This window comes from Pseudoalteromonas thalassia (genome assembly GCF_049257215.1).
GTDB lineage: Bacteria > Pseudomonadota > Gammaproteobacteria > Enterobacterales > Alteromonadaceae > Pseudoalteromonas > Pseudoalteromonas lipolytica_C.
In genome coordinates, this window is sequence record NZ_JBMMUE010000008.1 from 1 (window position 1) to 14,088 (window position 14,088).

General features: G+C 41.3%; 13 protein-coding genes. 6 read left to right on the plus strand and 7 right to left on the minus strand.

Annotated features, from left to right (window positions below; translation table 11 throughout):
• A partial coding sequence (locus AAEU31_RS10760; protein ID WP_421966909.1) for an IS3 family transposase occupies positions 1–92 on the plus strand: 92 nt, incomplete at its 5' end.
• Between the two features lie 63 nt (positions 93–155).
• Here the strand turns inward: AAEU31_RS10760 and greA are convergent.
• From greA to dapB, 4 genes are all read right to left on the minus strand, one after another.
• Complete coding sequence (greA, locus tag AAEU31_RS10765; RefSeq protein ID WP_135924257.1) at positions 156–632, minus strand: transcription elongation factor GreA; 477 nt, start codon at positions 630–632, stop codon at positions 156–158.
• A gap of 50 nt (positions 633–682) precedes the next feature.
• Positions 683–3,901 carry a carbamoyl-phosphate synthase large subunit gene (gene carB / locus AAEU31_RS10770; protein ID WP_135924256.1) on the minus strand — a complete coding sequence of 1,073 codons (3,219 nt, stop codon included), beginning with the start codon at positions 3,899–3,901 and terminating at the stop codon, positions 683–685.
• Between the two features lie 16 nt (positions 3,902–3,917).
• Complete coding sequence (carA, locus tag AAEU31_RS10775) at positions 3,918–5,054, minus strand: glutamine-hydrolyzing carbamoyl-phosphate synthase small subunit (RefSeq protein WP_199527681.1); 1,137 nt, start codon at positions 5,052–5,054, stop codon at positions 3,918–3,920.
• Between the two features lie 207 nt (positions 5,055–5,261).
• Positions 5,262–6,059 carry a 4-hydroxy-tetrahydrodipicolinate reductase gene (gene dapB / locus AAEU31_RS10780; RefSeq protein WP_135924254.1) on the minus strand — a complete coding sequence of 266 codons (798 nt, stop codon included), beginning with the start codon at positions 6,057–6,059 and terminating at the stop codon, positions 5,262–5,264.
• Positions 6,060–6,349: 290 nt separating this feature from the next.
• Between dapB and AAEU31_RS10785 the strand changes: the two genes are divergently transcribed.
• From AAEU31_RS10785 to AAEU31_RS10795, 3 genes are all read left to right on the plus strand, one after another.
• Positions 6,350–7,663 (plus strand): Na+/H+ antiporter NhaC family protein, encoded by a 1,314-nt coding sequence (locus AAEU31_RS10785; RefSeq protein WP_421967284.1) that lies wholly within the window; start codon positions 6,350–6,352, stop codon positions 7,661–7,663.
• A 92-nt stretch (positions 7,664–7,755) separates the two neighbouring features.
• Positions 7,756–8,538, plus strand: a complete 783-nt coding sequence (locus tag AAEU31_RS10790) for an outer membrane protein OmpK (RefSeq protein WP_421967207.1) — start codon at positions 7,756–7,758, stop codon at positions 8,536–8,538.
• Positions 8,539–8,960: 422 nt separating this feature from the next.
• Entirely contained in the window at positions 8,961–9,215 is a 255-nt protein-coding gene (locus AAEU31_RS10795) for a hypothetical protein (protein WP_421967208.1), read from the plus strand.
• Here the strand turns inward: AAEU31_RS10795 and AAEU31_RS10800 are convergent, their stop codons facing one another.
• Positions 9,216–10,013 (minus strand): M48 family metallopeptidase, encoded by a 798-nt coding sequence (locus tag AAEU31_RS10800; protein WP_421967209.1) that lies wholly within the window; start codon positions 10,011–10,013, stop codon positions 9,216–9,218.
• 192 nt (positions 10,014–10,205) lie between these two features.
• On the opposite strand from AAEU31_RS10800, the gene AAEU31_RS10805 reads away from it, so the two are divergent.
• A complete protein-coding gene (locus AAEU31_RS10805; RefSeq protein ID WP_421967210.1) occupies positions 10,206–11,396 on the plus strand; it encodes a Bcr/CflA family efflux MFS transporter in 1,191 nt (396 codons plus the stop codon).
• A gap of 68 nt (positions 11,397–11,464) precedes the next feature.
• On the opposite strand, the gene grpE is transcribed toward AAEU31_RS10805, so the two are convergent.
• Both grpE and AAEU31_RS10815 read right to left on the minus strand, forming a co-directional pair.
• Positions 11,465–12,073, minus strand: coding sequence for a nucleotide exchange factor GrpE (gene grpE, locus AAEU31_RS10810; RefSeq protein WP_135924249.1), 609 nt, complete (start codon positions 12,071–12,073; stop codon positions 11,465–11,467).
• A gap of 58 nt (positions 12,074–12,131) precedes the next feature.
• Positions 12,132–13,076 carry an HrcA family transcriptional regulator gene (locus AAEU31_RS10815; RefSeq protein ID WP_421967211.1) on the minus strand — a complete coding sequence of 315 codons (945 nt, stop codon included), beginning with the start codon at positions 13,074–13,076 and terminating at the stop codon, positions 12,132–12,134.
• A 120-nt stretch (positions 13,077–13,196) separates the two neighbouring features.
• Here AAEU31_RS10815 and nadK point away from each other — a divergent pair, with 120 nt between their 5' ends.
• Positions 13,197–14,081, plus strand: coding sequence for an NAD(+) kinase (gene nadK, locus AAEU31_RS10820; RefSeq protein WP_135924247.1), 885 nt, complete (start codon positions 13,197–13,199; stop codon positions 14,079–14,081).
• The last annotated feature ends 7 nt before the right edge of the window (positions 14,082–14,088 follow it).

The window sequence follows — 14,088 nt, forward strand, 5'->3', positions numbered from 1 at the left end:
ATATCCACTATTACAACAATGAGCGTATTAAGCTGAAACTAAAAGGCCTGAGTCCGATACAGTATCGAAATCAGGCCTTGGCAACCGCTTAGCAAAGAGTCCAACTTTATGGGGTCACTTCAAACCGCGGTTTTTATCAATGCTTGGTTAAGCTATTAAATATACTCAACTTCAATGATTTCGTACTCTACCTCACCGTTTGGTGTTTTAATGATAACGGCATCGTCTACCTCTTTACCAATTAAACCTCGTGCGATTGGCGAGTTAACAGAGATCAAGTTATTTTTGATATCTGCCTCATCATCACCTACGATTTGGTATTTCACCTCAGCGTCGGTTTCAACATTAACGATAGTCACTGTAGTGCCAAAAATAACCTTGCCAGTTTTTGGCATTTTAGTTACATCGATGATTTGCACATTTGAAAGCTTCGCTTCGATTTCTTGAATACGGCCTTCGCAGAAACCTTGTTGCTCACGAGCAGCATGGTATTCAGCGTTTTCTTTCAAATCACCATGTTCACGCGCTTCAGCGATATCAGCGATGATTTTTGGGCGTGTAACTGTTTTTAATTCGTTAAGTTCTTCGCGCAGTAATGCTGCACCACGAACTGTCATCGGAATTGATTGCATATTATTCTCACTTAATCCAAGGGTGAATGTATCACCCTTGGCACATTTCCTTAGTTCATTCGCTGGTGTAATTCCTGAACTGACGTCACACTGCTACGGTCGTCTGCTTGGTTAGCAGTACAGTTAGCAAATGCCGCGTTCAGTGTCGTTGTGTAGTTTGTCTTGTGCTGTAATGCACCACGACGTAACACCTTCGAATCTTCAATCGCTTGGCGACCTTCAGTAGTGTTTACAATATAGCTGTATTCACCATTTTTAATTCTATCAAGAATATGAGGGCGGCCTTCGAATACCTTGTTCACGCGACGAACTGCAATACCTGCTTCTTCAAGGGCTTTAGCAGTACCACCCGTTGCATCTAACTCAAAACCAAGGTCAGTCATGGTTTTAGCTAGCTCAACAATACGTGGCTTGTCACTGTTGCGTACCGATAGTAACGCGCGACCACCGCGTGGTAAAGTGTTGCTTGCACCTAATTGTGCTTTAGCAAATGCTTCGGCGAAAGTTTCACCAACACCCATTACCTCACCCGTTGAGCGCATTTCTGGGCCACGGATTGGATCAACACCTTGGAACTTAGCAAATGGCAATACCACTTCTTTAACACTGTAGTAAGGAGGAATTACTTCTTTAGTAATACCTTGGCTCGCCAGCGACTGACCCGCCATACAACGTGCCGCTACTTTAGCAAGCGCGATACCTGTCGCTTTAGAAACAAACGGTACTGTACGTGCAGCACGTGGGTTTACTTCGATTAAATAAACTTTACCGTCTTTCACAGCAAACTGTGTATTCATTAGACCTACTACGCCAAGCTCAAGTGCCATATCAGTCACTTGCTTACGCATCACGTCTTGAACTTCAGCTGTTAATGAGTGCGCTGGTAATGAACATGCTGAGTCACCAGAGTGAACACCTGCTTGCTCAATGTGCTCCATGATACCACCGATGATTACTTGCTCACCGTCACAGATTGCATCAACGTCAACTTCGATTGCGTTATCTAAGAAATGGTCAAGTAGTACTGGCGCTTCATTTGACGCTGATACTGCTTCAGTCATGTAACGACGTAAATCGTCTTCATCATATACCACTTCCATCGCGCGGCCACCTAGTACGTATGAAGGACGTACAACAAGTGGGAAACCGATTTCAGCTGATTTTGCAATCGCTTCTTCCATTGAAGTTACTGTTGCATTCTCTGGCTGAAGAAGGTTTAAACGCTCAACTAATTGTTGGAAGCGCTCACGGTCTTCTGCACGGTCGATAGCATCTGGTGAAGTACCAATAACTGGCACACCGTTCGCTTCAAGTGCACGAGCAAGTTTAAGCGGCGTTTGACCACCGTACTGAACGATAACACCTTTAGGCTTTTCAACACGTACGATTTCTAATACGTCTTCTAGCGTGATTGGCTCGAAGAATAAGCGATCAGATGTATCATAGTCAGTTGAAACAGTTTCAGGGTTACAGTTAACCATGATTGTTTCGTAGCCGTCTTCACGTAAAGCTAATGCTGCGTGAACACAGCAGTAATCGAATTCAATACCTTGACCGATACGGTTAGGGCCACCACCGATTACCATGATTTTATCTTTGTCAGATGGGTTCGCTTCACACTCTTCATCGTATGTTGAGTACATGTAAGCTGTGTCTGAGCTAAATTCGGCAGCACAGGTATCAACGCGCTTGTATACAGGCACGATATCTAACTGGTGACGCTTTTTACGAATTTCTGCTTCAGAGACACCGGCAATTTCAGCGATACGCGCATCAGCGAAACCTTTACGCTTAAGCTTACGTAAGAACTCAGCATTTAAACCAGCCATACCAACTTCGCTGATTGTTGCTTCGTCTTTTAAGATGTCTTCGATTTGCACTAGGTACCAAGGGTCAATCTTAGTTAGTTCGAAAACTTCTTCTACGCTCATACCGTGACGCATTGCATCTGCTACATACCAAATACGCTCTGCACCTGGCTCACGTAATTCACGGATGATTTTTTCTTTCGCTTTCGGGTCATCAAGAGCAACGATTGGGTTAAAACCCGTTGCGCCTACTTCAAGACCACGTAATGCTTTATGAAGTGACTCTTGTTGGTTACGACCAATCGCCATAACTTCACCTACAGACTTCATCTGTGTTGTAAGACGGTCGTTTGAACCGGCGAATTTTTCGAAGTTAAAACGTGGGATCTTAGTCACAACGTAGTCAATTGACGGCTCGAAAGACGCTGGTGTTTTACCGCCAGTGATGTCGTTTTGTAGCTCATCAAGGGTGTAACCTACTGCTAGTTTTGCAGCGATTTTCGCAATTGGGAAACCGGTTGCTTTTGATGCTAGAGCAGATGAACGCGATACACGAGGGTTCATCTCAATGATAACCATACGGCCATCTACTGGATTCACACCAAACTGTACGTTTGAACCACCTGTTTCAACGCCGATTTCACGAAGTACCGCCATCGATGCATTACGCATGATTTGGTATTCTTTGTCTGTTAGCGTCTGCGCTGGTGCAACCGTAATTGAGTCACCAGTATGAACACCCATTGGGTCAAAGTTTTCGATAGAACATACGATGATACAGTTGTCGTTTTTGTCACGAACAACTTCCATTTCGTACTCTTTCCAACCGATTAATGATTCATCGATTAGAAGCTCATTTGTTGGTGATAAATCTAAACCACGCTCACAAATTTCATCAAATTCTTCTTGGTTGTATGCAACACCACCACCGGTACCACCCATAGTGAATGATGGACGAATGATACATGGGAAACCTATGCGGCTTAGTACATCGTGTGCTTCTTCCATTGAGTGAGCGATTTCTGCACGCGGACACTCAAGACCAATGTTTTTCATTGCAGCGTCAAAACGCTCACGGTTTTCAGCTTTATCGATTGCATCAGCAGTTGCACCGATTAACTCAACGCCGTGTTTAGCCAATACACCATGCTTATCTAAATCAAGTGCACAGTTTAATGCAGTTTGACCACCCATAGTAGGAAGTACTGCATCTGGCTTTTCTTTTTCAATGATTTTCTCTACCACTTCCCAGTGAATTGGTTCGATGTACGTCGCATCAGCCATTTCAGGGTCAGTCATGATAGTTGCAGGATTCGAGTTTACAAGAATAACTCGATAGCCTTCTTCTCGTAGTGCTTTACACGCTTGTGCACCAGAGTAGTCAAATTCACAAGCTTGACCGATTACAATCGGGCCTGCGCCTAAGATAAGAATGCTTTTTATGTCGGTACGTTTTGGCATTGTTACTCCGGTTAAATTAGTTTGAACGTGCTTGCATCAAGTCGATGAAGTGGTCGAATAATGGTGCCGCGTCGTGTGGACCAGGGCTTGCTTCTGGGTGACCTTGGAAGCTAAATGCTGGTTTATCTGTACGGTGAATACCTTGTAGCGTGCCATCGAATAGTGAAACGTGCGTTGCACGTAAATTCGCTGGTAATGTTGATTCATCAGCTGCGAAACCGTGGTTTTGCGCTGTGATCATAACAACATTGCGGTCAAGATCTTTAACTGGGTGGTTACCACCGTGGTGACCGAACTTCATTTTTACTGTTTGTGCACCTGAGGCAAGAGCAAGTAATTGGTGACCTAAACAAATACCAAAAATTGGCGTGTCTGTTTCAAGGAAAGTTTTAATTGCTTCAATCGCGTATGTACACGGCTCAGGGTCACCAGGGCCATTTGATAAGAAGATACCGTCTGGGTTAAGTGCTAATACGTCTTCTGCTGATGTTTGTGCAGGCACTACGGTTAATTTACAACCGCGGTCTACTAACATACGTAAGATATTACGTTTAACACCGAAGTCATAAGCAACAACGTGGAACTTCTCGTCTGCTGCTTCTAGCGTTTTAAAGCCTGAACCTAATGTCCAGCTTGATTCACGCCACTCAAAATTTTCCTTGGTTGAGACAACTTTTGCTAAATCCATGCCTTTTAAGCCTGGGAAGGCTTGCGCAGCTTCAAGCGCTTTTTTCTCATCTAACTCGTCGCCCGCGATGATACAACCATTTTGAGCGCCTTTATCACGTAAGATACGTGTTAATTTACGAGTGTCGATGTCTGCAATACCTAAGATATTGCGTTCTTTTAAGTAATCACTTAACGATTGCTCGTTACGGAAATTACTTGCTAGCAGTGGCAAATCACGGATCACTAGGCCTTTAGCCCAGATTTGACCCGCTTCTTCGTCTTCGCTGTTAGTACCCGTATTACCGATATGTGGGTACGTCAAAGTTACGATTTGTTCCGCGTATGAAGGGTCAGTCAAAATTTCTTGATAACCAGTCATAGACGTATTGAATACTACTTCGCCCACTGACATGCCGTCAGCGCCGATTGCAGTACCGCGAAACACTGTGCCGTCTTCTAGGACTAACAGAGCGGATTTAGTCAAGTTAACCTCCTAACAGTAAAAAACGGGAGTAAAGTCATTTGCTCTACTGCCCGTTTATAGCGATTGGAAACACGCATTTATGAATTTTTGGCAAATTGGCGCTATTCTACAGTAATTTAGCTTGTAGATCTAATCTTAATTAATAAAATAGTAAAAATAAGCGCTATTAACTAAAAACTCGCTGAAACTGCCAAAAATCAAACTAAACTACTTCAAGTCAAGCACATCTTGCATGTCATAAAGTCCAGCTGGTTTATTTTTCAACCAGCCCGCAGCTCTTACAGCTCCTAATGCAAAGGTCATTCTTGAACTTGCTTTATGAGTTAATTCTAGCCTTTCGCCAGAAGTTGCGAAATATGCGGTGTGTTCACCTACTATATCCCCGCCTCTCATGACCGAATAACCTATTTCATTTTGCGATTTTGCATGTTCGTCATTGCTTCTGTCAAATCGTGCAACTTCATCGTGTTGCCAGCCTTTTGCCTCAGCAATTGCTTCTCCAATTGCCAGCGCAGTGCCCGAAGGTGCATCAATTTTGTGACGATGATGAGCTTCAAATATTTCGATGTCCATGTCATCGCCAAACTTCACAGCCGCAGTCTGCACTAAGTTAAGCAGTAAATTCACACCTACGCTATAATTGCGCGCAAAAACAATCGGAATATGCTTTGCTGCTTCATTTAAAGCATCAATGTCGTCTTGATTAAGACCCGTGGTACCAATTACCATCGCGATATTTTTTTCTACGGCTGTTTTTAAATGACTACGCATACCTGCAGGTAAGGTAAAATCAATCAGCACATCAGTATCTTTTACATCTGACTCTTTACTAAATGACACATCAGCTGTTGCGGCACTGTTTAATTGATTAACGGCAATATCTAAAAGTGGCGAGTTGTCACGAACATACGCGCCCGTTAAAGTTGCATCTTCTTTTTTTGTGACAGCTTCTAAAAGTGCCAGCCCCATACGGCCGTTTGCACCAAATACACCTATACGATTCATACTATTACCTTACCTATTCTTATTAGCTGGCTAGATTTTATCGAAAACTCATGTAATAGTCAGGTTAGCTTATAAAAAACACTGAGCTAATTTATGCTGAGTTTATGTTTTATAAAATAACAACAATAATAACAGATAGTCTTTGCATTTAGCCATCTATACATTTAAACTTCTTCCTTTGCGCCGATTTGGTCTTTGGCTTGCGGGCGCTGTTGATGTCTTTTAGACACAACTAAATACAGCTAAAAGAAGTCTTTGGCTGTGTTATTGGTTATCTAACGAGGAATATGATGCAGCCATCATTTAATAAAACAAAAGCAAAATTATCTTTGCTGCCGCTTTTGGTGTTTGTCGGCTTATTTTTAGGCGCTGGCTTATACTTACAAACTCAAGGTGTTGATTACGCTTTTTATCAATTACCTGCTCCAGTGGCAATTTTACCTGCCATCATGCTGGCGTTTATCTTAAATAAAAATACCATCAACCACAGTGTTGAAACCTTTATTAAAGGTGCTGGCCACAGCAATATCATCACGATGTGTTTAATATATCTTCTCGCTGGTGCGTTTTCTGCGGTTGCCAGTGCAACAGGTGGTGTTGATGCCGTTGTTAATGCAGGTTTATCACTTATTCCGCCAGCATTATTACTACCGGGATTATTTTTAATCGCCGCTGTTGTGTCGACTGCAATGGGTACTTCAATGGGTACTATTGGTGCTATTGGTCCGATTGCTTATGCCGTCGCCCAAAAAACAGGTATTGATCCATCACTGATGGCTGGCACGATTGTATCGGGTGCCATGTTTGGTGATAACTTATCAATTATCTCTGACACAACGATTGCTGCAACCCGCACGCAAGGCTGTGAAATGAAAGATAAATTCCGCGAAAATTTAAAAATTGCACTGCCTGCTGCAGCATTAACAATCGGTTTGTTATTTTTCTTAACACCTACTGCAGAAGCTGTAGAAACTCAAGACTTCGATATTTTATTAGTATTGCCTTATGTCTTTATCTTGGTACTCGCGGTAATGGGCTTTAACGTATTTGTGGTGCTATTTAGCGGTATTATCTTTGCTGCACTCATGGGCTTTACTGGCAGCTATGAAGGTGCGAGTTTTGTTAAAGATGTTTATAAAGGCTTTACCGATATGCAGGAAATTTTCTTGCTATCGATGTTTATTGGTGGCCTTTCAGAATTTATCCGTATTAATGGTGGTCTTGATTATATTGCTAACAAAATTCAAGCAATTACTAAAGTTATCGCTAAATGGCACCGTAAAGTTGCGGATCAATTAGGGATTGCAGCCCTCGTTATGACCAGCAACTTATGTATTGCTAATAATACGGTATCAATTATTGTTGCAGGCCCAATTGCTAAAAAATTAGCGGATGATGGCGAAATTACAGGTAAGCGCTCAGCAAGCTTGCTTGATATTTTTGCTTGTGTAACACAAGGCTCACTGCCTTATGGCGCACAAGCGCTATTGTTGGGTGCTACTTTTAAAATTAGCCCATGGGAAGTATCAACATCATCTTATTATTGTTTTATTCTTGCTTTTACTGCAGTAGCGGTAATTTGCTTACGTCGGAATAAAGCATAAGTTAAATAATTTTTGCCAAGATACGCCCAATTTAGGGCGTATCTGCTATAATCCCTCCTTTATATCCCCCTTTACACCATCAATATTGAGATATGAACTTGAAAAAGATCCTTTCTGTTGCTGCGCTATGTGCAGTAAGTACTTCAGGCTATGCCGCTAATTGGAGCTCTACGCAATTACACGTTAATAACGGTGAACACAAAAATCCGTTTTCATTAACTAAGTCAAATACCACGGTTGTTTCATTGCAACACGCTTCTGGTTACGACTATGGCGATAACTTCTTTTTTATTGATTACAGCAATGACGACCGTCAAGATGGCTATCAAGACAAAGACTTTTATGGCGAGTGGTATTCAACATTTAGCTTATCAAAAATCTCTGGCAATGACTTTTCATACGGCGCAATTGCCGATGTAGGCTTAACAGCAGGTTTTAATGCAGCGGGTGACGCAAAAGTACTGAAATATTTACCAGGTGTAAAATTGAGCTGGCAAGCTCCGGGCTTTAGCTTTTTATCTACCCTATTCACCGCTTATATTGATGACAGTGAAGGCGTAGCACGTGGTGGCGCACCAACTGAATCAAACAGCTGGATGATTGATGTTGCATGGGGTTACCCATTTACTATTGGCTCACAAAAGTTCAATGTAACAGGTCATGTTGAATACATCGCTGGACGTGAAAATGAATTTGGTGAAGATGTAAAAGCGTGGATTTTAGCACAGCCAATCATTACTTGGGATTTAGGTCATGCAATGAGCATGAAAGAAAATACGCTACTGCTAGGTCTTGAGTGGCAATACTGGCACAACAAGCTAGGTACAGACACTACTGAGTCAGTACCACAACTTCACGTTGAGTGGACGTTTTAACGAGTTGCTAGTTGCTAGTTGCTAGTTGCTAGTTGCTAGTTATCAAATTAAAGCCTGCAGTTATCTAAACTACAGGCTTTTTAAATTTTAGAGTAAAATTTGACATACATTCGATCGTGGTTCTACAGTTAGATTTTAGGAGAACCTCATGAATAAGTTGTTTATCATTAGTAATACCAATTCACTTAATTAAGTGATCTATTTTGAGGCAATAAAACCTCGTTGATAGCAAGGCAAAAATTTCGTTATTTAGTTGTTCTAAATCAGAAATTTTTAACGCAGATAGCGACAGGTTTAATCCCTCAAAATGATTAAGTATTATTGCGGATTGGTATAACTTACTAGCTTTAACTACTTCTTTCCTAGCCGATACAACTGAGCTTAAACCTGCAATAAAATGCGGTTTACCAAAACCTTACTCAATGCCAAAACTTGATCAAGTTACTTACGACGGAAAAGCCTGTTTTTGCCAAGAAAATGATTGTAATTGGAAAGATATAGATATTGCTCTTTTAATTGAGGGTATAGCTATGGTTAGTCTGGCGCAAAAATGTGGTATTCCTGAGCAGCTATCCGCTCCTTCAATCGAGCAGACAACTTACCCAGGAAAAGTGTGTATTTATGAGAATAAAAAATATTATTGGCAAAATGTTGATATTCAACCTTTGCTCTATTGATCATAATTTACACTGCGGGGTTTTCCCTTTCGCTCTAGCCGCTTGTTGAGCTTTTAATGCATCTGACATGTGCTTTTGAAGCTCTTTAATTCGGTTACCCGGAGCTGGGTGAGTCGACATAAACTCGGGTGTACCACTACTACCTGCTGCACTCATATTTTGCCAAAGAGATACTGATTGCTCTGGGTTAAATCCTGCTTTTGCCATTAAATCTAGACCTACAATATCTGCCTCTGATTCATGTGAGCGACTAAATGGTAATACCACCCCATATTGTGCGCCCAAACCCAAAGCCTGCATGATTTCGCCTCGATATTGCACATTCCCCATATCAAGTGCCGCACCACCAACTTGTAAGCCAGTTTGTAAAAGTGCATTCTGTGAAACACGTTCATTTGAATGCTCAGCTATCACGTGTGCAACTTCATGACCTAAAACAGTAGCAAGTTGGTCTTGGTTTACCGCTACTTTTAATAAACCAGTATGAACCCCGATATAACCGCCCGGTAAGGCGAATGCATTTGCAGAATCGTCTTCAAATACTACAACTTCCCAAGACTGTTTTGCATACTCATTTGGCAGTACAGAAATTACATCATCGGCAATACACGTAACATAGCTATTAACTCGTGGGTCTTTATTAACAGGCTGCGTTTTTTTCATTTCTGCAAAACTGGCTTGTCCCATTTGATTCATTTGTTGATCAGAGTAAAGCGCAATTTGCGTGCGTCCTGTTGGTGAGGTTTTACAACCAGCTAAAACAGCGGTAGCTAACACTGCCATCAATAACTTTTTCATACGAATCCTTGAAATACTTGGTGCAATAATCGCTAATATAGCAAAGCATTGCTTAATTTTATATGAAAATGAACGACCTTATTATCAGTTGTTATTTTTTCGTTAATTCTTTTGCTTAGCAGGCAAACTAAGTTCACCACAGGGGTTCACACTGCTACAATAGTGACCTAACTTTCGATTAATGAGTAACCAATGCCTTCCCCAGAGATTTTAAATAAACGCATTTTATTACCGTTACTGGCAAGTATTGTTGCAATTACCCCTCTTGCCATAGATTTATACCTACCTGCAATGCTGGTAATTGCAAACGACTTGCAAACGACGATGCCAAATGTGCAAATTTCACTGAGCATTTATCTTGCAGGTTACGCCCTTGGCATGTTGTTTTTTGGTCCAATTGCCGATGAGCTTGGTAGGCGACTACTTGCTAAAGTAGGCTTAAGTTTATTCGGTATTAGCTCATTGGCTCTGGCATTTTGCCAAAATATTGAATTGTTTTGGTCTTTAAGAGCCATTCAAGCTTTTACCGGAGCTGCTGCGACGGTTGTAGTGCCCGGGATCATTCGCCATATTTACCGCGAAAATACCGCTAAAGGTATGTCGTATGTGTCTATGATTATGATGGTGGCTCCACTGATAGCCCCTACCCTTGGCTCACTCATTATGGGCATCTCAACCTGGCGGGTTATTTTTATCGTTCTAGCAGGCTATAGCTTTACAATTTTAGCCTTAGTCCAAATACATTTGATCGATATTCCTATATTTAAAAGTAAACAACGCGGTTTAGCATTGTTTTTCAATAGTTATAAAACGGTATTTTCACGCCGCAGTGCACTTGCTGATATTGCCAGCTCAATGTTTGCCTCATTCGCATTCTTTTGCTTTTTAACATCAGTGCCTTATGTATATCTCGATTTCTTCAAAGTAGATGAGCAATTGTTCGGTGTGCTATTTGCTTTTAACGTGTTGGCTTTAATGTTCGGTAACTTTATGAATACACGTTTAGTGCCACGTTTAGGCTCTCGTAAACTTTTATTTATTGGCCTTGGCATTGGCTTTGTTGCTGGCGGGGCATTGTTATTATTCAGTGTGATGCATTTATCGCTATATTTCATCGTTGCCACCATTGCACCATTAATGATGAGCTTAGGTATTGTAGCGAGTAATGCAGACTCATTGATTCTTATGCAATTTGAAGAAAAGTCAGGTACTGCAACAGCTGTTATTGGTACACTGAGATTCGGTAGTGGTGCTTTAGTTGGACCTATCCTTGCTTTTGTTCATCCACAAAGTGCTATTCCATTTTCTGCGATGATGTTCAGCGCACTGATACTGATCTTACTTGTACAGCTTTGGCATCGAAAACGATACCAATCGACTTAAATATTGAACACAATTGTAATAAAAAAAATGCCTGTAATTTACAGGCATTTTTTCTATCTCTTTAAAGCTTATTCAGCTTCTTTCGATACCATAACCATTGCAGGACGTAATAAACGGCCATTTAATGTGTAACCTTTCTGCATTACTGCAAGAACAGTATTAGGTGCTACGTCATTGCTTGGCTGAATTGACATTGCTTGATGAAATTCAGGATTAAATTGTTCACCCTGAGGATTAACAATTTCAACACCGAATTTTGATACCGCATCATTAAAACTCTTAACGGTCATTTCGATACCTTCAAGCACAGGTTTAAGCTGTTCATTTTCTTTATCAGAAAACTCAATTGCACGCTCTAGGTTATCGATAACAGGTAGTAATTCGTTAGCAAACTTTTCAAGTGCAAACTTATGTGCTTTTTCTACATCTTGAGCGGCACGACGACGCATGTTCTCAACATCTGCTGCAGCACGAACAACACTGTCTTTTTGATCGTTTATAGTTTGCTTAGCAGCTTCTAACTCGCTGTGCAGTAGCGCGATTTCTGCTTCAGGGCTCATTTCTTCGCCTTCAACTTGCTCTGCTGCTTCAACGGCTGCATCAACATCCGCTTGCATTTGTTCAAATTCTTCGTTTAGTTCAACTTCTTGCTCTGGTGATTTTGTCTGCTCAGACATAGCTTACATGCTCCAATTCTTTACAACTGCGGTAATTATGGGGATTGAATAAAAAGATTCAAGAGGCTGATGAGCCGATTAACTCAAATTCTTGGATGATTGCTTCTATTTGTGCTGATTTTGGACAAATAACACAAAATCGACTCTGATATTCTTGGTTATTAAAGTATGGAACACTAATAACCATTAGCTCATCACAATCAGTAAATGGTAGTTGTTCTGTATTAAGAACCGATAAACCATTTTTAAATGCCAACTTATCTTCAACGAAATTTAAAAATGATACTCCAATATTAAGACTGGTTTGGCAATCAACTTGGCGATAAAGATAATTTTCGCCCACCACAATGCTATTATCAGAGCCCAGTTTTTGACTTAACTGTCTTGTCCATTGTGTGAGTGAATCATGACAATTATGCGGTGCAGTATTGGCCATCGCCTGCATGCGATACAACCCTTCCATCAAGGTTTGTTGACTGAACACCGTGTTTAGCCAAGTCGCAAATTGATAACGCACAGCATCACTTGAATCCTCAGGTTTAGTGATACAAATATTGTGGCTTTGCCCTGCTCTATCAAGCAACAAAATAAGCCAGTTGCTAGCATCAAAATCTAGTACTTCAACACGAAAAACCAGTTGTGAACTTACCTGTGGCAAGCCAACACAACAACAGACCTTGTAACGCTGACTTAAGCCATGAGCTAATTCAACAAGCTGGGCTGGCTGTGGTTGCCAATAAGTTGCAATTTGCGGTAATTCAAAAAACTCTGACAGCCAATATTCAAACCCTTCATTGGTGGGTACACGGCCAGCAGATGTATGAGGTGAATATAATAAGCCCTCTTTTTCGAGACGTGCCATCGCATTACGCACCGTAGCTGAGCACACAGCCATGCCTTTTTGTTTAGCAATTCGTGATGAAGCAACAGGCAACCCTTCACCATTACAATAAAGGCTCATTACTGCTGAAAATATTTGTTGGTCACGCGGATTTAATTTCATAATTAATACATCTTGCTCCTTGGCCTTTGATATTTGGGCGCTGCAAGTTTATTTCAAGTTATTTTCAAAGCATTAATTTTTAATGTAATCTATTGCTATGAAAGTTTAAGTGCAATTAACATGGATTCACCGTTCAAGACCATAGGTTTGATTGGCAAACCTAATCACAGCGCCGCAGCCACGACCCTGCAACGCCTTCATACTTTTTTACTTGCCTTAGGCTTTGAAGTGCTCGTCGAGCAACGAACTGGACGCCAACTTGACAACGTACCAGCAGAAAACTTAGTTAAGTTAGTTGATTTAGGTGAACGGGCAGATTTAGCCATTGTTGTTGGCGGCGATGGAAACATGCTTGGTGCTGCTCGCGTTCTTGCGCGCTTTGATGTTGCAGTTATTGGTGTAAACAGAGGTAACTTAGGCTTTTTAACTGATTTAAACCCAGAAGGTTTTGAAGCAAGTCTTGAACATGTCCTAAGCGGACAATTTATCGAAGAAAAACGCTTTTTATTAGAAGTTGAAGTCTATCGTCATGCCGAACTTAAGAGTGCGAATTTGGCGGTTAATGAAGCTGTTCTTCATGCCGATAAAGTTGCCCATATGATTGAGTTTGAAGCCTTTATTAACAACGATTTTGTGTTCTCACAGCGCTCAGACGGCTTAATTGTCTCAACACCAACAGGCTCAACTGCTTATTCATTATCGGGTGGCGGGCCTATTCTAACACCTGAGCTGAACGCAATTTCATTAGTACCTATGTTCCCACATACTTTATCAAGTCGTCCCCTAGTGGTTGATGCCGATAACGAAGTGCGCTTAAAGCTCAGCCTCGAAAATACCGACAGTCTGCAAGTAAGCTGCGACAGTCATGTGGTTTTGGCGGTATTGCCCGGAGATGAAGTGGTTATCAAAAAAGCCGATAAACACTTGCGCTTAATTCACCCTAAAGACTATTCCTACTATGATGTTTTGAGGAAAAAACTTAATTGGGGAAGTCGGCTATTTTAAATAGCAA